The organism is Caldimonas manganoxidans ATCC BAA-369 (genome assembly GCF_000381125.1).
Lineage (GTDB): Bacteria > Pseudomonadota > Gammaproteobacteria > Burkholderiales > Burkholderiaceae_C > Caldimonas > Caldimonas manganoxidans.
In genome coordinates, this window is sequence record NZ_KB905944.1 from 1 (window position 1) to 18,283 (window position 18,283).

At 63.8% G+C, this 18,283-nt stretch carries 23 protein-coding genes; 6 read left to right on the forward strand and 17 right to left on the reverse strand.

The window, feature by feature from the left end:
• Positions 1-186 (forward strand): hypothetical protein (locus tag F615_RS20160; protein ID WP_169452427.1); only part of this gene is annotated, 186 nt, incomplete at its 5' end.
• Positions 187-280: 94 nt separating this feature from the next.
• Here the strand turns inward: F615_RS20160 and F615_RS19900 are convergent.
• The 6 genes from F615_RS19900 to F615_RS0109900 form a co-directional block, all read right to left on the reverse strand.
• A complete protein-coding gene (locus F615_RS19900) occupies positions 281-937 on the reverse strand; it encodes a PDDEXK family nuclease (RefSeq protein ID WP_156824599.1) in 657 nt (218 codons plus the stop codon).
• Positions 938-944: 7 nt separating this feature from the next.
• Positions 945-1,172, reverse strand: coding sequence for a hypothetical protein (locus tag F615_RS19905; RefSeq protein ID WP_156824600.1), 228 nt, complete (start codon positions 1,170-1,172; stop codon positions 945-947).
• 67 nt (positions 1,173-1,239) lie between these two features.
• Positions 1,240-3,183 (reverse strand): hypothetical protein, encoded by a 1,944-nt coding sequence (locus F615_RS18190; RefSeq protein ID WP_033371245.1) that lies wholly within the window; start codon positions 3,181-3,183, stop codon positions 1,240-1,242.
• Positions 3,152-4,777 (reverse strand): NAD(P)/FAD-dependent oxidoreductase, encoded by a 1,626-nt coding sequence (locus F615_RS0109890; protein WP_019561022.1) that lies wholly within the window; start codon positions 4,775-4,777, stop codon positions 3,152-3,154. The genes F615_RS18190 and F615_RS0109890 overlap by 32 nt, the downstream gene beginning before the upstream one ends.
• Positions 4,778-4,792: 15 nt before the next feature.
• Positions 4,793-5,167, reverse strand: coding sequence for a GtrA family protein (locus F615_RS18195; protein WP_019561023.1), 375 nt, complete (start codon positions 5,165-5,167; stop codon positions 4,793-4,795).
• Positions 5,168-5,264: 97 nt separating this feature from the next.
• Positions 5,265-5,711 carry a pilin gene (locus tag F615_RS0109900; protein WP_019561024.1) on the reverse strand — a complete coding sequence of 149 codons (447 nt, stop codon included), beginning with the start codon at positions 5,709-5,711 and terminating at the stop codon, positions 5,265-5,267.
• 279 nt (positions 5,712-5,990) lie between these two features.
• Here F615_RS0109900 and F615_RS0109905 point away from each other — a divergent pair, with 279 nt between their 5' ends.
• The 4 genes from F615_RS0109905 (at position 5,991) to F615_RS0109920 (ending at position 7,388) form a co-directional block, all read left to right on the forward strand.
• On the forward strand, positions 5,991-6,245 hold the full coding sequence (locus F615_RS0109905; RefSeq protein WP_019561025.1) for a FitA-like ribbon-helix-helix domain-containing protein: 255 nt from the start codon (positions 5,991-5,993) through the stop codon (positions 6,243-6,245).
• Positions 6,242-6,664 (forward strand): type II toxin-antitoxin system VapC family toxin, encoded by a 423-nt coding sequence (locus F615_RS0109910; protein WP_019561026.1) that lies wholly within the window; start codon positions 6,242-6,244, stop codon positions 6,662-6,664. The genes F615_RS0109905 and F615_RS0109910 overlap by 4 nt, the downstream gene beginning before the upstream one ends.
• Positions 6,665-6,753: 89 nt before the next feature.
• Complete coding sequence (locus tag F615_RS0109915; protein ID WP_019561027.1) at positions 6,754-6,996, forward strand: AbrB/MazE/SpoVT family DNA-binding domain-containing protein; 243 nt, start codon at positions 6,754-6,756, stop codon at positions 6,994-6,996.
• Entirely contained in the window at positions 6,993-7,388 is a 396-nt protein-coding gene (locus F615_RS0109920) for a type II toxin-antitoxin system VapC family toxin (RefSeq protein WP_019561028.1), read from the forward strand. Before F615_RS0109915 ends, F615_RS0109920 begins: the two co-directional genes overlap by 4 nt.
• A gap of 40 nt (positions 7,389-7,428) precedes the next feature.
• On the opposite strand, the gene F615_RS0109925 is transcribed toward F615_RS0109920, so the two are convergent.
• From F615_RS0109925 to F615_RS18200, 10 genes are all read right to left on the reverse strand, one after another.
• Positions 7,429-7,719: an addiction module antidote protein gene (locus F615_RS0109925; protein WP_019561029.1), complete on the reverse strand. Its 291-nt coding sequence runs from the start codon at positions 7,717-7,719 to the stop codon at positions 7,429-7,431.
• Positions 7,720-7,721: 2 nt separating this feature from the next.
• Complete coding sequence (locus F615_RS0109930) at positions 7,722-8,003, reverse strand: type II toxin-antitoxin system RelE/ParE family toxin (RefSeq protein WP_026330211.1); 282 nt, start codon at positions 8,001-8,003, stop codon at positions 7,722-7,724.
• A gap of 77 nt (positions 8,004-8,080) precedes the next feature.
• Positions 8,081-9,190, reverse strand: a complete 1,110-nt coding sequence (locus tag F615_RS0109935; RefSeq protein ID WP_019561031.1) for an alkene reductase — start codon at positions 9,188-9,190, stop codon at positions 8,081-8,083.
• A 98-nt stretch (positions 9,191-9,288) separates the two neighbouring features.
• Positions 9,289-10,065, reverse strand: a complete 777-nt coding sequence (locus tag F615_RS0109940; RefSeq protein ID WP_019561032.1) for an MBL fold metallo-hydrolase — start codon at positions 10,063-10,065, stop codon at positions 9,289-9,291.
• A gap of 169 nt (positions 10,066-10,234) precedes the next feature.
• On the reverse strand, positions 10,235-10,951 hold the full coding sequence (locus F615_RS0109945) for an FHA domain-containing protein (RefSeq protein WP_019561033.1): 717 nt from the start codon (positions 10,949-10,951) through the stop codon (positions 10,235-10,237).
• A 39-nt stretch (positions 10,952-10,990) separates the two neighbouring features.
• Entirely contained in the window at positions 10,991-11,776 is a 786-nt protein-coding gene (locus tag F615_RS0109950; protein WP_019561034.1) for a Stp1/IreP family PP2C-type Ser/Thr phosphatase, read from the reverse strand.
• Between the two features lie 413 nt (positions 11,777-12,189).
• A complete protein-coding gene (locus F615_RS0109955; RefSeq protein ID WP_019561035.1) occupies positions 12,190-12,921 on the reverse strand; it encodes a TerC family protein in 732 nt (243 codons plus the stop codon).
• 230 nt (positions 12,922-13,151) lie between these two features.
• Positions 13,152-14,045 (reverse strand): succinate--CoA ligase subunit alpha, encoded by an 894-nt coding sequence (sucD, locus tag F615_RS0109960; RefSeq protein WP_019561036.1) that lies wholly within the window; start codon positions 14,043-14,045, stop codon positions 13,152-13,154.
• A gap of 17 nt (positions 14,046-14,062) precedes the next feature.
• Positions 14,063-15,226: an ADP-forming succinate--CoA ligase subunit beta gene (sucC, locus tag F615_RS0109965; protein WP_019561037.1), complete on the reverse strand. Its 1,164-nt coding sequence runs from the start codon at positions 15,224-15,226 to the stop codon at positions 14,063-14,065.
• Positions 15,227-15,237: 11 nt separating this feature from the next.
• Positions 15,238-15,849 carry a DUF2889 domain-containing protein gene (locus F615_RS18200; protein WP_019561038.1) on the reverse strand — a complete coding sequence of 204 codons (612 nt, stop codon included), beginning with the start codon at positions 15,847-15,849 and terminating at the stop codon, positions 15,238-15,240.
• Positions 15,850-16,101: 252 nt separating this feature from the next.
• On the opposite strand from F615_RS18200, the gene F615_RS0109975 reads away from it, so the two are divergent.
• Positions 16,102-17,406 (forward strand): Glu/Leu/Phe/Val family dehydrogenase, encoded by a 1,305-nt coding sequence (locus tag F615_RS0109975; RefSeq protein ID WP_019561039.1) that lies wholly within the window; start codon positions 16,102-16,104, stop codon positions 17,404-17,406.
• Here the strand turns inward: F615_RS0109975 and ubiA are convergent, their stop codons facing one another.
• Positions 17,407-18,279 carry a 4-hydroxybenzoate octaprenyltransferase gene (gene ubiA, locus F615_RS0109980; protein WP_019561040.1) on the reverse strand — a complete coding sequence of 291 codons (873 nt, stop codon included), beginning with the start codon at positions 18,277-18,279 and terminating at the stop codon, positions 17,407-17,409.
• Between the last annotated feature and the right edge of the window lie 4 nt (positions 18,280-18,283).

The following is an 18,283-nucleotide window of genomic DNA, read 5'->3' on the forward strand; positions in this document are numbered from 1 at the left end:
GGTGTCGAGCCTGACGTCATCGACGACCCACGGCGGCTGCAAGCCCAGCGCGCTGGTGAACAGAGCTTCTACGGCAATGCCCATGGACTCATCCTCCTGATCAAACACGCCCCGTGGACATGTGCACAGGCCGGCCAGCGGCCTGCACACATGCCCACCGGGCTCGACGACCAGGAGTCATTGTGACTGTTGGGTTCCACACGAAATGACGAAGAGCCCTATTTCCTTGTTCTTGCTGCTATGGCTGATGAATACGTCAAAGTTGGGCATGGCGCAGACCTCAGCAGTTCGGGATTTTAATACAAATGGCGGCGCACCAGACATGAAAATCACCAACGCTGCCTTGAGATAGCAGCAACTGGCCGAGCGTTGCTGATCTTGGAACGGTATCGACGCAAGCATCCGAAACGGTCAACTGCGAGGCCGAATTACCCTTTTCGATCTCCTTCTTCAAAAGAGCAAGCCCTTTATCGCGCTCTTGTTGAGCTGACTTTGTAGGAGGGAATGTTTGGCTGGTCCAGGCAACAAGCTGCCACGATGTCGCCCTTCGTTGATTGCCATCCTGAGCAACTTCGTCAGGAAAACGCTGAAGTTTGCGCAAGTCCTCCTGCAAGTTGAAGCCGAGAGCATTTTTCCGAATGGTCTTGAGCTCAAAGGCCAAGGCTTGCTTGCCATAGACGAGCACCGCATCAAGCTTTTTGTGGGCGCCGCGCCCAGAGGTTTGCTTTTTCAAAGGGAACTCGAGGAAAGCTCCAAACCCGCGCTTGTGCGCTACGGCCAACACATAGGGTCTGATAGCCGACTCGAAGGCTGCCTCGCTGCGCCCCAGGAAGTGATCAGCGAGCATGCCCGCGACCACGCCATCACAAATCGCCTTCGCAGCCAGTGGTTCAGGCTTGATTCCGAAGCGGTGGTGAACGGAAGGCAAGCGTTTCATTGTCATGTCATGCTTCCCCTTGCCCTGATGCCGAGCACTGTTGTTTATTGGCAAAAGCGGCTCTGATCATCGCCACAACGCCAATACCAACCGCAAGCCATAGCGTGAGACTCCGGCTGACGAGCGATGCGGTGATGGCATCCGCCTGACCAACGCCTGCAGCCGACAGAAGCAATACGATAGGGAAGGTGTTCAAAACGCCCGCGGCGATGGCCACTGAGGCGAGATATTCCACATGGTGACTAATCGTTCCTCGGGACTTTTTCAACGGCCTGCTAGAGCATGAGTGGGGTAAAGCCCCCTCAATCAAGAGCTTCGCCTTGATTCGCACCCGCTGAAGCTCGGTTACGAAGAGTGGCGCAGCGGTACATTTGCAGGACCCCAGCCCCTGGCCGCTGCACGGTGACATGCGCATCGAGCCCCCGCGCTGGACTGGATAAAACGACAAGGTCCAAGTCTGGGTCGAGGCACAGGGATCTCAGCGCCCGACCGTCCCATCGGGCAGGGTAATAGTACGGCGCATGCAGATCATCAGTTTGGAATGCCTGATCCCATGGAGTGGGCGGCTGCAGCCCCCGGATACGATGCAAGCGAGTTTGAAGAAGCACCGCATGATCGCGCGAGAACACGATTCCAATGGCCTGCACGTTTTGGGCGTATCCCGCCGTTGCCAGTTCGAGCCATGGCCCCAGATCACTATCAGGCCAGTACACCACGTCGCCACGTTGATAACTCCCACGTAACGAAGCATTCTGGCCGGCCGGATCGTAGCGTGATTCGACCAAACGCAATGCACTGGGACGCTGGTCCCACAAGACCCCAGAGATCAGGACCAGAGCGACGACCCCCCAGATCTTGATCCACCCGTTGAGGCGGCTGACGCCCCACACCATCAGCAATGGAACGACCAACGTCGTCAGCATTGTCGGGACTTCAATAGATCTCGTAATTCCCGGAAGGATCCAATGCTGATAGGTGTCGTGTGAAAAGACGGCGAAGAAAGTGACAAGCAGCAGCCACACGGCTCCCGCAGTTACAACCACCTTTCGTGAGGGCAAAGACAGGTCTCCCCAGACCTTAGCTGGAATCTCGCCGATCTTGGGGCAGACGTGCAGGGCCCACGTGATCAGCAGTAGCACACCACCCCAGGCCTGGCCTGCCAGCAGATATGAACCCAACAACACGGCGGGCCACAGCCATGGATATGCGCTCCTTCGCGATTGTCGACACACATCTACCGCGGCGATGATGCCCACTGCCACTGCGAGCCATAGCGCCCGCCAAGGCTGCGCCTGAACGGGCCAAGCAGCCGGAAAGTGAAAAGAGAGCACCACACTTGCAAACAGGCCCCATGCAGCAAGGCAACCCACCAGCAAATACAGCCTTCGATAAGTTTCTGTGCCCAGACGTCCGGCAATCAACAAGATGGCAAGCCACCATAGGTTCTGATCCAAAGCCAAGGCTTCGACACTGGGAGCGAGCACGATGGCAGATGTGGATTGCACGAGTTGGAACCATGCTGCATCCATCGGTTGCAAGGGTTCCAGGCCAAGCGCAGCTGCGCCGATGACGACGACCAACCCCACCAGCAGCGCAGCCGCGATGGATCGATCGGGCATAGCCAAACCCAATACGGCCAAGACGCCCCAACTCGCCATCAGCGGGTGAAGGGCAATGCCTGCTGAAAGGGCGGCCACCGCTATCAAACGGCCGCCTTGGACATATGCCGCCATGCCCGCGAGCGTCAGTCCCATCGCATAGGGCCTAGCTGTTGCGAACGACTCTGTCAGAACGAAGATCTTCGAGGCGATGAAGGTATAGGGTGGCGCCAGAACACACAACAACACGGCCGCCCACAGCCCCCATCTTGGGCCGATCGTGACTCGCGCCAACCACACCGCCCCGACCGCCCAAACCATACCTCCAACCAGAGCCACCGCCTTGGCCGCGACATCCACGGGACTCACGGCCAGCAGCCCGGCATAAAGCTCGTCGAACAGGCTGGAGCGGTCCTGAGCCCCGAACATGAACCAGACGTCACGCGCAAACGCCTCGGGCGCGAGATGGCGGTAAGCCATCACCAGGTAGACACGCGCGTCGTGCCATATCCCCTGGTAGGGGTTTGCCCACAACCAGGTCACCCAAACCACCAGAAGTGCTGCCAGTGCCTCGGTGGTTTGGGGTGCAGGTGCTTTTGACAAGCGCATCAATCGATCAGCCGCGCCCACCCACCACAGCCGGTTCACGTTCGCCAGCGTCCGAGGACGGGGATTCACGATCCACTTTCATTTCGTGGTATTCGTCGTCGATGTTGACTGCCCAGATCTCGGCACGATTGACATGGCCATGCATGATCGCTTCCGCAGCCAGCTTGCCCGTCAGCATCGAGTGGTCCTGATTGTTGTAGCGATGCATGCCGTTACGCCCAACCAGATACAGGTTGCCAAACGTGTCCAACCATTGACGGACCACACCGAATTGATCGTAGGTGCCAAAGTACGCTGGGTAGGCTTTTTCCACGTGGACGACGTTCCAATCCATAACATCGCTTGGGTCGATGAGGTCGATGGAGGCCAACTCCCGAATCGCAAACTGAGCAAACTCCTCTTTGGGCATGCTCCACAGCGCATCGCCTTCGTTGCAAAAGTATTCCAGGCCAAGCCACACTGTGTTCTGGTCTTGAACAAGCGCAGGGCTCCAGTTGTTGAAGATCTGAAGGCGACCTAGCTTGACCTCCTTTTCCTGCACGTAGATCCAGTTGTCCGGTAACACGTGGGTGTTCGCCCCTGGCACGGCATAGCGGCTCGGCTTGAGTTTGCGGACCAACACACCCACCGTGATGAAATCACGGTATAGCAAGCCGTCGGCGATCCTGAGCACCTCCGGTGGAGGCGCAGGCGACATGCCTCGCACCAAGTCACGTACCGGCATCGTCGAGATCACTTCATCAGCTGCGATGAACTCCCGCTGCGTGCCCTCGCGAAGGACCTCCACGCCAACGACACGTCCGTTGGCATGGCGCACGCCAACCACCTTCACGCCGAATTCGATGCGCCCACCCAGCGCTCGAATCTTGTCCGCAGCGGCTTCCCACATCTGGCCTGGGCCCAAGGGCGGGTACAGAAACTGTTCGATTAGGCTGGTGTGTTTCACGGGGCTGGCGCGCTTGGGCAGCAGCGTCCCTATCGCGTGCTTCAAGGCTTCTGCAATCGACAAGCTCTTGATCCGCTGCGCCCCCCATTCGGCACTGATTTGCGAACAAGGCACGCCCCACACCTTTTCCGTGTAGTCCTTGAAGAAGGTGCGATAGAGCTCCCCTCCGAAGCGATTGATGATGAAGTCCTCTAAGCTCTTTTCCGGCCGGCGCCGTGTCTGCGCCCAGGCATAGCTGAAAAGAATGCGCACCAATCTCCACGCCCCCAGGTTGGCAATGGTGGTCCAGTTCAGCTTGAGCGGATAGTCGAAGAAGCGCCGAAGGAAGTAGATTCTCGACAACCGCGGACGCACCAACAGGCAGGCCGCGTCGTCTCTGGCGCCTGCAGACGTCACAGCTAGCTTTTTCCCGTGGTACTGCACCTCGACGGGCTCGCCCTTCGGTGCACGCACGGGCAGCAGGGCCTGCCACCATTGCATCACCCAATCGGATTTCGAGAAGAACCTATGTCCACCGAGATCCATGCGGTTGCCACGGTATTCGATCGTCTTCGAAATTCCGCCCACCTGGGTATCGGCCTCCAAAATGATCGGCTTGATGTGGGATCGTGTAATCAACTCGTGAGCCGCGGTCAGACCCGCAGGACCAGCGCCAATGATCACAACGTTTTTGGGCGAGACTGTCATGGGGATTCGAGAGGTTCAAGCACGTTTGAAGACGAAGGTGGATCGGAAGTAGAAGTTGAGGACGATGACCACGGCTGCCGCCAGCAACTTGGCGACCAGCACTGGCCACCCCAGGTCCCCGACCAGTGTCTCCACCAGAACCACTGTACCGATCAACCCCCCAAGGCCACTGAGCGCAAACCACCCGAACTGCGCTGACAACTTCATCTTGCGGGCCGCCGGGAACACCACCCGGCGACAAAGCGCAAAGTTCAGTACGAGCCCTGCTGTGAAGCCCACAGCCGCGGCGACGCCGGGCGGTAGCCCCCACCAGATCACCATGGCCATCAGCAGCCCGGCATCCGCCAAGAACGCTATGCCGCTGGCGGCCGAGTAGGCGACAAACTGCATGACTAAAGACTGGGGTCAGCCAGAGGCACAGGGGTTAGGGGTAGAAAAAACCCCGCCAAGGCGGGGTTCGATTTGTTGATTGCAGAACCTGCTAGCTTTAAGTGTTGCGGCACTCTTGGGGCACGAAGCGATGATTGGTCGCGGGAGCAGTGCAACGCCACGTCACCGCTGCTGCCGTGGCACCGGCTGTCGGGGTCAACGTGATCGTGAAACCGCCAGCGCGAGTCGTCGTGGTGACCGTCAGCACGCCGTTGTTGCACGCGGTCGACTGAACGTTCTGCGTGGCCGTCGAGATGGCGGTAAAGCCGTTGCACACCGTATCGGTATCGATTGTTCCACCGTTGGCAGCAATGTTTTCCGCAATGGTCGCCTTGGCACCGGCGAGTTGTGCCAGTGCCTCGGACACACGAGCGCGAACGGTGTAGTCCTGATAAGCCGGCAGAGCAATCGCCGCCAAAATACCGATGATCGCCACGACGATCATCAGTTCGATCAGCGTGAAGCCCTTCTGGGCCGAACGCTTCATCATGTGCAGTTGCTTCATACTGTCTCTCCAAAGAGGTGGGGGTTGTGCGCCTCCCTCTATGCAGGGCCCATGCCAGCCGGGTGGGCCAGCGTGGGCGTGACGGAATCGGCATTCGGGGCGTCAGGGCGCCCTTTTGGGGGACTGGGAGTGTCACCTCGTGTGTCCGCGCTGACAAAAATGGTCAGCGCTTTGCCTTCGTTTCGCTGATGCGCAAGTGCGTGACGGGATTGCGCTTGGCCCATGATTGCATGAAGGGTACAATGCAATCATCTCAGGCATCTCGGGGGATTTGCCATCATGCCTTCCGTCACTGTTCGCAACGTTCCTGAGGCGGTGCACCGTGCCTTGCGCGTTCGTGCGGCCCAGCATGGCCGCAGTGCCGAGGCAGAGATTCGGGACATCCTGGAACAAGCCGTCAAACCGGCCCAGCGCGTGCGCCTGGGCGACGAGTTGGCCGCCCTGGGCCGCAAGGTGGGCCTGACCCCCCAGGACTTCGAGGCCCTTGAGCAGGTTCGCGACACCACGCCGGCCGAGCCGCTGAGGTTTGAATGATCCTGCTGGACACCAACGTCGTGTCTGAAGCGATGAAGCCGCAGCCGGATCCCTCCGTGCAGGCGTGGCTGAACGAGCAAGCCGCTGAAACGCTGTATCTGTCCAGCGTGACGCTGGCCGAGCTGTTGTCTGGCGTCCAGGCGCTGCCGGCCGACAGGCGAAGGAACATGCTGGGCCTGGCGCTGGACGGACTGCTGGCGCTGTTCCAGGACCGCCTGTTGCCGTTCGATGCCGAAGCCGCGCGGCGCTACGCGGAACTGGCCGTTGCCGCGCGAGGCCGCGGGCGGGGCTTCCCCACACCGGACGGCTACATCGCCGCCATCGCAGCCGCTCATGGTTTCATGGTCGCCAGTCGGGATGTCGGCCCTTTTGCCGCGGCCGGGCTGAAGGTCATCGACCCCTGGAAGGGGAGGCCATGAGTGGTCAGAGCAAGAGGGCTTTGTAGAGCCCTTCACAGTTGCGGTACGCAACACCTTACCTTAAAGTAAGGATTTCTGGGAGATCGACCATGACCACTGCCACCATCACGTCCAAGGGCCAGATCACGATTCCAGCCGACGTGCGTCATGCGCTTGCCGTGGATGCCGGTGACCGCGTGGAGTTCGTCCAGATCGAGCCTGGTCAGTTCCTTTTCCTGGCGGCGAATCGGTCTGTGACGGAACTGAAGGGCATGTTTGGCAAGCCTGCCAGAGTCGTGTCCATCGACGAGATGAACCTGGCCATTGCTTCTCGCGGAGCTTCGGCACGATGATCGGGCTGGATACCAATGTGCTGGTCCGCTACATCATGCAGGACGATGTGAAGCAGGCCGCCAAAGCGACGAAGCTCATGGAAAGCCTGTCGGCGCAGGCCCCCGGCTTCATCACGCTCGTGTCGGTTGTCGAGCTCGTTTGGGTTCTGTCGTCGAGCTATGGTCTGGACCGCAAGCAGGTGGCGCAAGCGCTGGAGATCATCCTTCGATCCAGGCAACTCATCGTTGACCACGCAGAGCATGTGGTGCGTGCGCTTCGCGCCTTCACTGCGGGGAACGCTGACTTTGCGGACTGCCTGATCGAGCGGATAGCAGCGTCGGCTGGCTGCGCACAGACGATGACTTTCGACGCAGCGGCCGCGAAAGCCGCGGGCATGACGCTGATTCAGTAACCGCCCATTGAGGCGATGAGCGGGCTCTCCGCGGCACCGGTCAAGCCGGCGTCACATGCAGCCGCAAACCCAAGGCGCCGAGAACTTTCAGCACCGTCGCAAAACTGGGGTTGCCATCTGGCGAGAGGGCTTTGTAGAGCCCTTCACGGCTCAGTCCGGCTTCGCGGGCTGTCTGCGCCATACCACGGGCTCGAGCCACGTCCCCCAAAGCCTTGGCGATGAATGCCGGATCGTCGCCCGCTTCTTCCAGCACGGCTTCCAGATAGAGCGCGCAGTCTTCGGGCGTCCGAAGATGATCCTGCACATCCCAGGGGGTCGTCTTGATCGTCATGGTCACAACTCCTTCACCATGTCCAAAGCCTCGCGGATATCACTGTCCTGCGTGGTGTTGTCGCCGCCCACCAGCAACAACACCACGCACCCAGCGCGCCACGTGTAGTAAACCCGGTAGCCTGGTCCGTGGTCGATCTTCATTTCCACCACACCCGCCGTCAGCACGCGGTGCTGGCCCGGATTGCCCTCTTGCAAGCGACGCAAGCGCACGAGGATGCGCGCTTGGGCTTGTCTGTCTCGCAGGGACTCAAACCATCGGCTGTATCGGGCGGTCTGCCGAATTTCGACCGTGCGTCAACTATAGTTAACATCCGGAGGGATGTAAACCATGGACCACACCCTGGCAAAGACCCTCCGGATCACACTAGCGCCGGGTAGTCGATGTAGCCCTGCGCCCCACCCCCGTAGAAGGTCTTCACGTCCCAGGCATTGAGGGGGGCGCCTTCGCGCAAGCGGCGCACGAGGTCGGGGTTGCTGATGAACAGGCGGCCGAAGGCCACGGCGTCGGCCCGGCCTTGGGCCACCGCGGCTTCGGCCAGGGTTTTGTCGTAGCCGTTGTTGACGATCCAGGCGCCACGGCCGCCGGCGTTGCGGTAGGCGCGGCGCAGGGCGTCGAAGTCGAAGGGCCGGTCGGGCAGTTCGCGCGGGCCGCCGGTGGCGCCTTCGATGAGGTGCAGGAAGGCCAGGCCCAGGGGGGCGAGCGCGCGCACCACGTGCTCGAACAGGGGCTGGGGGTCGGCATCGACGATGTCGTTGGCCGGGGTGATCGGCGACAGGCGGATGCCGGTGCGCCCAGGGCCGATGGCCTCGGCCACCGCGCGCGTCACTTCGAGCAGCAGTCGGGCCCGGTTCTCGATGGTGCCGCCGTAGGCATCGGTGCGCTGGTTGGCGCCGGTCTTGAGGAATTGGTCGAGCAAGTAGCCGTTGGCCGCGTGGATTTCCACGCCGTCGAAGCCGGCTTCCTCCACGGCCGCGCGAGCGGCACGGGCATAGTCGGCCACGAGCGCGGGCAGTTCGTCGATGCGCAAGGCCCGCGGGGCGGACACCGGCTGGAAGCTGCCCTGACCGTCGGGGCCAATGAGGTAGGTGCGGGTCTGGGCCTGCAGGGCCGAGGGGGCCACCGGCGCCTGGCCGTCGGGCAGCAGCGAGGTGTGCGAGACGCGGCCCACGTGCCACAGCTGGACCACGATGCGGCCACCGGCGGCATGCACGGCCTCGGTGACGCGGCGCCAGCCGGCCAGCTGCTCGGCGGTGTACAGCCCCGGCACCTGGGCATAGCCTTGGGCCATGGGGCTGATGGCCGTGCCTTCGGAGACGATCAAGCCCGCGCTGGCACGCTGGGTGTAGTAGGTGACATGCAAGTCGTGCGGCACGCCGCGCGGGGCGCGGTTGCGGGTCAGCGGCGCCATCACGACACGGTTGGCGAGGAACAGGTCGCCGGCCTGGAGAGGATCGTACAGAGTGTTCATGGCCGCCAAGCGTAGCGGCAGCGCGCCAAGCCTGCAGTGAGCGCGGGGCCTGCAGGGGCTTGGCATTTCTGCTATGGGGCCGAGCCGCCCCCCCAAGCTCAGAGCTCGAACACTTGCCCGGCTTCCAGATGGGCGATGCGGTGGCTGCCGTCCAGGGCGCGCACTTGGTCGGCAATGCGCAGCATTTCCCCGGGTTTGGCATGGGTGAGGTACAAGGGCCAGCGCGGATCGATGTGCTGCAACTCGCGGCGCAGGCTGCTGGGGCAGTGGTGCTGGCTGAGCGCCGCCAAGGCGCGCTCCTGGTCGCCAAAGGCGGTCTCGATCACGAGCATGCCGACCTGCCGGCCGGCCAGGCGCGGCCACAGCGCAGGGTTGGGACCGGTGTCGCCGGTGTAAACCCACCAGCGCCCCGCAGCAGCGCCCACGCCGGCACATACGGCATAGCCTACGGCCGGCACGGTATGCCGCGCCGGCAGCACCTCGATGGTTTTGCCGCCGAGTTCGAGCCGCTGGCCGACTTCGATCGGCGAGAAGCGCAACACCGGGGCCTCGGCCGAGGGCAGCCGGCCAAAGTCCGGCCAAATCACATCGTTGAGCACGTGGCGGCGCAAGGCTTCGATCGTGGCCGGCAAGGCATGCACGACGATGGGCTGCCGGCGCCGCCCCATCACACTGTCGGCCAGCAGCGGAATGGCCACGATGTGGTCCAAGTGGGAGTGGCTGACGAGGATGTGATCGATGCGGGCCAGCTCCTCCAGCGTGAGATCGCCCACGCCGGTGCCGGCATCGACGAGCAAATCGTCGTCGAGCAAAAACGCCGTGGTCTTGCAGCCGGCGGCAATGGCGCCGGAGCAGCCCAGGACGCGGATCTTCATGGTGGACAAAGCGGGTGTTGGGGCCGATGCGATCACACGAGCTCACTGTGCCGCACATTGGTTCGGCAGTGTGCCAACAACCCTCCCTCGAACGGAGGGGATACCCGCGCGATTCCTGCGGCTGGCGTGAGCTTGTTCACGCCCCTGGGGCCTTCGTGGCGGCGCGGGCTCAGCCCTGCACGAACTGCATCTGGGTGCCGGCCAGTTCGATGACGTCGCCGTTCTTCAAGGGCACGGGGTCATTGCCCACGGCCGTGCCGTTGACGGTGGGCCTCATGGCGCCTTCGACATGGGCAAACACATAACCGCCGGGCCGCTTGGTGATGGAAGCCACCTGCACGCCGGGCTTGCCCACGGTGGTGACCACTTTGGTGAGGCTGACCTCGCGACCGGCGGCCGCGCCATTGAGCACCTTGATGCTGGCCGTGGGCACCGCAGAGCCCAAGCCGCCAAAGCCCGAAGGCGACCCCAGGCCGCCAAAGCCGCTGGCCGCACCGCCGGCCAGCGGCGAGACCGGCGCGGCCCCGCCCAGCGGCGCCCCGGCAGGAAAGCCACCGCCGCCGGGCCTCATGACCATGGTCTTTTCGTAGTCGGCCGCGTCTTCGGTGAGGTACTTGATCTTGTACTTGCCGATTTCGATGGTGTCGTTGTTCGACAGGAGTTGCTTCTTGACGGCTTTGCCGTTGACGTAGGTGCCGTTGGTGCTGTTGAGGTCCTCGATGAAGACGTCCGCACCGACCATCTGCAGCACCGCGTGCTCGCCGCTGACGGCCAAGTTGTCGATCACGATGTCGTTGTAAGGCCGGCGCCCGAGGGTGGTTTTGTCCTTGGTGAGCTGGACTTCCTTGATCACCACGCCGTCGAGTGACACCACGAGTTTCGCCATGTTGATCCTCTAGTCGGATTGTGTTGTTCGTGCCGTGCGTCAACGTCGAAAGGGCCACCACGAGCGCCCTGCGGGGGCTGGTGCGCCTACGGCACGCACCAGAATGACGGCTATGTTATCCCGTCCACCGGCGGCGTTGGCCGCAGCCACCAAAGCCGCGCCGGCGGCAGACAAGTCGTGGGTGGACTGCAACACCGCGGCGATCTCCTCGTCGCTGATCATGTCCGACAGCCCGTCCGAGCACAGCAGGATGAGGTCGCCGGGTTGCAAATCGTGCAAATGGGTTTCCAGCAAGACGCTGTCTTCGACGCCCACGGCCCGGGTGACGAGGTTCTTGTTGGAGGAATAGGCGGCCTGCTCCGGGGTGATCAGCCCGGCGTCGAGCTGCTCTTGCAGCAAGGAATGGTCTTTGGTGATTTGCACGAGCTTGCCCGCGCGCAGGCGATAGGCCCGCGAGTCGCCGATGTGGCCCACCAGCAGCCGCCCTTCGCGCAGCACGCACACGACCAGGGTGGTGCCCATGCCGGCGTACTGCGGGTTGGAGTTGGCGGCGTTGAAGATGGCACGGTTGGCGTTTTCCACGCAGATGTCCATCGCGCGACGCACGTCGGCATCGCTGGCCTGCGCGGACGCTTCGATCAGCCAGCGGCCCAGCTCGGACTTGATGAAGGCCGTGGCCATGCCGCTGGCGATCTCGCCGGCGTTGTAGCCGCCCATGCCATCGGCCAGCACGGCCAGGGCCGCCTGTTCGTCCACGGCCACCGAATCCTCGTTGTTGTCGCGCGAGCGCCCGGGGTCGGTCAGGCAGAAGAATTCGAAGGACATGGTGCTCGCAGGCCCGGCGCCGGACAGGGATCGAAGCATCGTCAAAAGCTCCGGCAGGCAGGCAACAGGCAACCCCCGGGATCTGCGCCCGAATTGTGCCGTGAGTCGTCACGGCACGGTGCGTCTCGCGCCCCCTGGAGCGGGGGGGCGGGCCCTGCACGCCCTCGGGCGCTGCCGACGAATGAACCTCGCGAACTGCCCTGGTGGTGGTGACCCATGCGTGATCTGCTCTGCGACGCTGTGCTGGCTTGAACCCGGTGCGCCCGAACGCAGGGCGCATCGACTTCGGGCACGATCACGTTAGCAGAGCCCCCGCGGCGACACAAGGCGGGCGGCCCCACCCTGCCCCCACCGGAAGGCCGCGGCGCTGCGGCCGCGCCACAGGGCCGCGCGCGGCACGCCCCCCAGGCGGCTTAGGCCGCGGAGCCGCTGGGCTGGCGCTGCCGCGCCACCCACTTGCCCACGGCCAGCACCAGCAGCGCGCCGGCGATGCCCATGGCGTACTTGATCGTCGCGTCTTGCGGCAGCTTGGGCATCCAGGTCCAGTCCGCCGGGTCGGCCACCGCCGGATCGCCCAATGCCATGGTGCCGGCGATCCAACCGAGCAGCATGCCGCCCAGGGTGATGATGATGGGGAAGCGGTCCATGAGCTTGATGACGAGCTGGCTGCCCCACACGATGATGGGGATGGACACCAGCAGGCCAAAGATCACCAGGCCCATGGTGTGGTGGCCACCGGCGCTCTCGGCCGCCCCGGCAATGGCGATGACGTTGTCGATGCTCATGACCAAATCGGCCATGATGATGGTCTTGATCGCACCGAGCAGCCGGTCGCTGCTTTCGATGTTGGCGTGATCGCCGTCCTCCTCGGGGACCAGCAATTTCACGCCGATCCACACCAGCAAGGCCGCCCCGAGGAGCTTGATGAAGGGGATCTTCAGCAGCGTCAGCGCAAAGAAGATGAAAATCACGCGCAGGCCGATGGCGCCGGCGGTGCCCCACAAGATGCCAGCCATGCGTTGTTGGGCCGGCAGCCGGCGGCAAGCCAGGGCGATGACGACCGCATTGTCGCCACCGAGCAAGATGTCGATCATGATGATCTGACCGACGGCGATCCAGAATTCTGGGGTGAGGAGGGCATCCATGTTGAGGTGATCCTCTGGGTTCCGGGAAAACGAACGGCGCCGGCACAGCGCAATGCCGGCGCCCATGGGCTGGAGTGTAGAAGTCTCACCCAACGCCGGTGCTGCGCAGAATTACGTAGCTGCCGGCGCGCCCGCAGCGCCCGTGTGAACGACGGCACGCTGAACGACCGGGCGCGCAGAAACAGCCAAGGCCGCCCGAGGCGGCCTCGATGCCCGGTGCGAGCTGGCCCTTACAGGATGGACTTGAGCAGCTTGCCCATCTCCGAGGGGTTGCGCGTGACCTTGAAGCCGCACTCCTCCATGATGGCCAGCTTGGCCTCGGCAGTGTCGGCCCCCCCGCTGATGAGCGCGCCGGCATGGCCCATGCGCTTGCCCGGCGGCGCGGTGACGCCAGCGATGAAGCCCACCACCGGCTTTTTCATGTGGGCCTTGCACCAGCGCGCGGCTTCGGCCTCGTCCGGGCCACCGATCTCGCCGATCATGATGACGGCATCGGTGTCGGGGTCGTCGTTGAACATCTTCATCACGTCGATGTGCTTGAGGCCGTTGATCGGGTCGCCGCCGATGCCCACCGCGGAGCTTTGGCCCAGGCCCAGCTCGGTCAGTTGCGCCACGGCTTCATAGGTGAGCGTGCCGGAGCGGGAGACCACGCCGATGCGGCCCTTGCGGTGGATGTGGCCGGGCATGATGCCGATCTTGATCTCATCGGGCGTGATCAGCCCCGGACAGTTGGGCCCCAGCAGCAGGGTCTTCTTGCCGCCGGCGGCCTCCTTGGCTTTCATTTTGTTGCGCACCATCAGCATGTCGCGCACGGGAATGCCCTCGGTGATGCACACCACGAGGTCCAGGTCGGCCTCGACGGCCTCCCAGATCGCCGCGGCCGCGCCCGCCGGCGGCACATAGATCACCGAAACCGTGGCCCCGGTGGCCGCCTTGGCTTCTTGCACCGTGGCGTAGATCGGGATGTCGCTGAACTTCTCGCCGGCTTTCTTGGGGTTGACGCCAGCCACGAAGGCATTCTTGCCGTTGGCATAGGCTTGGCAGCCCAGGGTATGGAACTGGCCGGTCTTGCCGGTGATGCCCTGGGTGATGACCTTGGTGTCCTTGTTGATCAGGATGCTCATGTTCGTTTCCTTCGGGCTCAGGCTTGGACGGCGGCGACGACCTTCTGCGCGGCCTCGGCCATGGTGTCGGCGGAAATGATGGGCAGGCCCGAGTCGGCCAGCATCTTCTTGCCCAGATCTTCGTTGGTGCCTTTCATGCGCACCACCAGCGGCACGGACAGGTTGACGGCCTTGCAGGCGGTGATCACCCCTTCGGCGATGGTGTCGCAGCGCATGATGCCGCCAAAGATATTGACCAGGATGGCTTTGACCTTGGGGTTCTTCAGCATGATCTTGAAGGCCTCGGTGACTTTCTCGGCCGTGGCCCCGCCGCCCACGTCGAGGAAGTTGGCCGGCTCGCCACCGAAGAGCTTGATGGTGTCCATCGTGGCCATGGCCAAGCCGGCGCCATTGACCAAGCAGCCGATGTTGCCGTCCAGGCTGATGTAGGCCAGGTCGAACTTGGAGGCTTCGACTTCGGCCGGATCTTCTTCGTCCAGGTCGCGGTAGGCGACGATTTCGGGGTGGCGGAACAAGGCGTTGGCGTCGAAGTTGAACTTGGCGTCCAGCGCGACCAGGTGACCCTTGGAGTCGCAGTTCAGCGGGTTGATCTCGACCAGCGAGGCATCGGTCTGCATGTAGCAGGTGTAGAGTTTTTGGAACAGCTCGACGCCTTGCTCGACGGTGTGCCCGGTAAAACCGATGGCGGTGGCCACTTTGCGGGCCTGCTCCGGGGTGAGCCCGACCAGCGGATCGATGTATTCGGTGACGATCTTCTCCGGCGTGCGGTGGGCCACTTCCTCGATGTCCATGCCGCCTTCGCTGGAGGCGATCAGCGCGACCTTCTGCGTGGCGCGGTCGGTCAACAAGGACACGTAGTATTCCTTGCCGATGTCGGCGCCCTCTTCGATGTACAGGCGTCGCACTTTCTGGCCTTCGGGGCCCGTCTGGTGCGTCACCAGCTGCATGCCGAGGATTTTTTCGGCCCAGGTCTTGACCTCGTCGAGCGTCTTGGCCACCTTCACGCCGCCGCCTTTGCCGCGGCCGCCGGCATGGATTTGGGCCTTCACCACCCAGACCGGGCCGCCCAGCTTCTGGGCCGCCTCGATGGCTTCTTGCACGGTGAAGGCGGGGATGCCGCGCGGCACCGGCACACCGAAGTTGCGCAAGATTTCCTTGCCTTGATACTCATGGATCTTCATGGTGTGTCTCTCTACGTGGAGGTCTGCGGGGGACGGGTGGAAGTCTGCGGGCCGGCCGCAGCCGAAGCCTCGGCCCGGTACCAGCGCGGGTAGTAGATGCGCACCGCCTCGCCGTCGGCGCGCAGCGCATGGCAGCGATCGATCTGAAAGGGCTGCTGGTCGGAATCGGACTGGCCGCTTTCTTGGGTGTCGAGCACTTCGCCGGCGAAGGCCTGCACCACCGCCGTGGGCAGCACCTGCGCCATCTCGGTGAGGTGAGTGCAGCCTTGAATGCCGCCCAGCCGCTCCTTGACCTGCTGGCGAAAGCGCTGCATCAAGTTCAGCCCGACCAACCGCCCATAGACCTCGCCGTAGGCATCGCAATGGCCGGGATAGGGCATCGCGTCGGTGCAGGCGTTGGCCGCCAGGATGTTCATCTGCTCGTCGATGACCAGGCGCAGGCGCATGTCATGCACCGGCTCGCCGGCACGGCGCAGGCCGCTGGCCAGCGGATAGTCGCGCGTCTTGACATCGATCAGCCGCGCTTCGACCTCCCAGCGTCCTGGGCCACAGGCGTAGACCGCCACATCGATGCTGCGGCGGTGCTTGAGCTGGCGCTCGGGAGGGGCCGGAGGCAAAGCCATGGGCAGGAAGTTTCAGGCGGTTTCGGCAAGCCCACCACTTTAGCATGCTGCGTCGCACCAACCTCGCCCCGTCGTGCGACAGACGAACACGCGCCGCCGTGTCATGACACGGCCTCGGGCAGCTCATGCAAAGCTTGCATGAGCACGGCCCTCACTTCGACGGCGCGACGCACTACAGTGCGTGGCACGGCCTGCCAGGGGTCACGAGTCTTTGGCAGCGGCCGCCTCCATGGTCCACTGTAGGAACACAGCATGAGCCACACCACCTCACCGTTGCCCGCCTCGTCCTCGGGCTTGTCGTATGTTCATCCCACGCCCACCAGCCCTTGGGGCACTTACCTGTCGCAAGTGGATCGCGTGATCCCTTATCTGGGTCCGCTGGCGCGCTGGGCCGAGACGCTCAAGCATCCCAAGCGCACGCTCATCGTGGACATCCCCATCGAGATGGACGATGGCACGGTGCGTCATTTCGAGGGCTACCGGGTGCAGCACAACCTGTCGCGCGGCCCCGGCAAGGGAGGGGTGCGTTACCACCCGGCCGTCACGCTGGAGGAGGTGATGGCCCTGGCGGCCTGGATGACGATCAAGAACGCCGCGGTCAACCTGCCCTACGGCGGCGCCAAAGGCGGCATCCGGGTCGATCCGAAGCAGCTGTCGATGAAGGAGCTGGAAAAGCTGACGCGGCGCTACACCAGCGAGATCGGCATCATCATCGGCCCGCAGCAGGACATCCCGGCCCCGGACGTGAACACCAACGCCCAGATCATGGCCTGGATGATGGACACTTACTCGATGAACGTGGGCGCCACGGCCACCGGGGTGGTCACCGGCAAGCCCATCCACCTGGGCGGCTCGCTGGGCCGCGTCAAAGCCACCGGGCGTGGCGTGTTCGTCACCGGGCGAGAGGCCGCGCGTCGCCTGGGCCTGAACCTGGACGGCGCACGCGTGGCCGTGCAGGGCTTTGGTAACGTGGGCTCGGCCGCCGCCGAGCTGTTTGCCGGCGCCGGCGCGAAGATCGTCGCCGTGCAAGACCACACCGGCACGATCGTCAATGCGCAAGGCTTCGACATGCACGACCTGATGGCCACGCTGCACCGCGACGGCGGCGTGGGCGCCTTCACCGGCGGTGAGCGCATCGACCCGGAAGATTTCTGGAGCGTGGACTGCGACATCCTGATTCCCGCCGCGCTGGAAGGCCAGATCACCCCGGCGCGGGCCAATCGCATCAAAGCCCGTCTGGTGCTCGAAGGCGCCAACGGCCCGACCTTGCCCGAGGCCGACGACGTGCTGGCCGAGCGTGGCATCCTGGTGGTGCCCGATGTGATTTGCAACGCCGGCGGCGTGACCGTGAGCTATTTCGAGTGGGTGCAAGACTTCTCGAGCTTCTTCTGGACCGAAGACGAGATCAACCTGCGCCTGGACAAGATCATGGTCGATGCGCTGAAGAAAATCTGGGAGACGGCCGACCGCCTGAAGGTTTCGCTGCGCACCGCCACCTTCGCCGTGGCCTGCGAGCGCATCCTGATGGCCCGCCAGGAGCGCGGCCTGTATCCCTGATCAGCGCAGCCAGGGGTCGATCACCAAGCCCAGGAACACCGCCAGACCCACCCAGTGGTTCTGGCGGAAGGCGGCAAAACAGCCTTCCCGGCTGCGGTCGCGGATCAGCACGTAGTGCCACACCATCTGGGCCGCGGCGGCGGCCAGTCCCAGCACCAGGCCGCCGCGGTAGCCCTGCTGCCAGCACAGCACGCCCCAGCTGGCCAGGTACAGGCCGTACAAGCCCATCACGGCGCACACGTCGAAGCGGCCGAAGGTGATGGCCGAGGTGCGGATGCCGATCTTCAGGTCGTCGTCGCGGTCGACCATGGCGTACTCGGTGTCGTAGGCGATCACCCAGAACAAGTTTCCGACCAGCAAGGCCCAGGCCAAGGGCGGCACGCTGCCGCCGGCGGCCGCAAACGCCATCGGGATGCCAAAGCTGAAGGCCACGCCCAGCACGGCCTGCGGCATGGAGAAAAAGCGCTTGGTGAACGGGTAGACGATGGCCACGGCCAGCGCGGCGAACGACCAGGCGACGGTGGCGGCATTGGTGGTGAGCACGAGCAAAAATGCCACCAGCGCCAGCCCGGCGGCCAGCCCCAGCGCTTCGCGCACCGAGACCGCACCGGTGGTGACCGGCCGCTGGGCGGTGCGCTTGACATGCCGGTCGAAATCGCGGTCGGCCACGTCATTGAGGGCGCAACCGGCCGAGCGCATCAGAAAGGTGCCGGCGGTGAACACGACCAGCAGGTGCCAGCCCGGGAAGCCCCCGGCGGCGATCCACAGCGCCGCCAGCGTGGGCCACAGCAGCAGCAGCGAGCCCACGGGCTTGTCCCAGCGGATCAGTTGCAAATACAGGTCGAGACGGGAAGGGGAAAGCGCAGGGTTCACGATC

Excerpts from the sequence above, each read along its gene's own strand:
- F615_RS0109920 (WP_019561028.1), top strand. The coding sequence starts at position 6,993 with ATGATCGGGCTGGATACCAATGTGCTGGTCCGCTACATCATGCAGGAC.
- F615_RS0109950 (WP_019561034.1), bottom strand. The coding sequence starts at position 11,776 with ATGTCCTTCGAATTCTTCTGCCTGACCGACCCCGGGCGCTCGCGCGAC.
- F615_RS0109955 (WP_019561035.1), bottom strand. The coding sequence starts at position 12,921 with ATGGATGCCCTCCTCACCCCAGAATTCTGGATCGCCGTCGGTCAGATC.
- F615_RS18195 (WP_019561023.1), bottom strand. The coding sequence starts at position 5,167 with ATGCAGTTTGTCGCCTACTCGGCCGCCAGCGGCATAGCGTTCTTGGCG.
- F615_RS0109905 (WP_019561025.1), top strand. The coding sequence starts at position 5,991 with ATGCCTTCCGTCACTGTTCGCAACGTTCCTGAGGCGGTGCACCGTGCC.
- F615_RS0109910 (WP_019561026.1), top strand. The coding sequence starts at position 6,242 with ATGATCCTGCTGGACACCAACGTCGTGTCTGAAGCGATGAAGCCGCAG.
- F615_RS0109890 (WP_019561022.1), bottom strand. The coding sequence starts at position 4,777 with ATGACAGTCTCGCCCAAAAACGTTGTGATCATTGGCGCTGGTCCTGCG.
- F615_RS0109915 (WP_019561027.1), top strand. The coding sequence starts at position 6,754 with ATGACCACTGCCACCATCACGTCCAAGGGCCAGATCACGATTCCAGCC.
- F615_RS18200 (WP_019561038.1), bottom strand. The coding sequence starts at position 15,849 with ATGGCTTTGCCTCCGGCCCCTCCCGAGCGCCAGCTCAAGCACCGCCGC.
- F615_RS0109900 (WP_019561024.1), bottom strand. The coding sequence starts at position 5,711 with ATGAAGCAACTGCACATGATGAAGCGTTCGGCCCAGAAGGGCTTCACG.
- sucC (WP_019561037.1), bottom strand. The coding sequence starts at position 15,226 with ATGAAGATCCATGAGTATCAAGGCAAGGAAATCTTGCGCAACTTCGGT.
- F615_RS0109975 (WP_019561039.1), top strand. The coding sequence starts at position 16,102 with ATGAGCCACACCACCTCACCGTTGCCCGCCTCGTCCTCGGGCTTGTCG.
- F615_RS0109925 (WP_019561029.1), bottom strand. The coding sequence starts at position 7,719 with ATGACGATCAAGACGACCCCCTGGGATGTGCAGGATCATCTTCGGACG.
- sucD (WP_019561036.1), bottom strand. The coding sequence starts at position 14,045 with ATGAGCATCCTGATCAACAAGGACACCAAGGTCATCACCCAGGGCATC.
- F615_RS0109945 (WP_019561033.1), bottom strand. The coding sequence starts at position 10,951 with ATGGCGAAACTCGTGGTGTCACTCGACGGCGTGGTGATCAAGGAAGTC.
- F615_RS19900 (WP_156824599.1), bottom strand. The coding sequence starts at position 937 with ATGAAACGCTTGCCTTCCGTTCACCACCGCTTCGGAATCAAGCCTGAA.
- F615_RS0109935 (WP_019561031.1), bottom strand. The coding sequence starts at position 9,190 with ATGAACACTCTGTACGATCCTCTCCAGGCCGGCGACCTGTTCCTCGCC.
- F615_RS0109940 (WP_019561032.1), bottom strand. The coding sequence starts at position 10,065 with ATGAAGATCCGCGTCCTGGGCTGCTCCGGCGCCATTGCCGCCGGCTGC.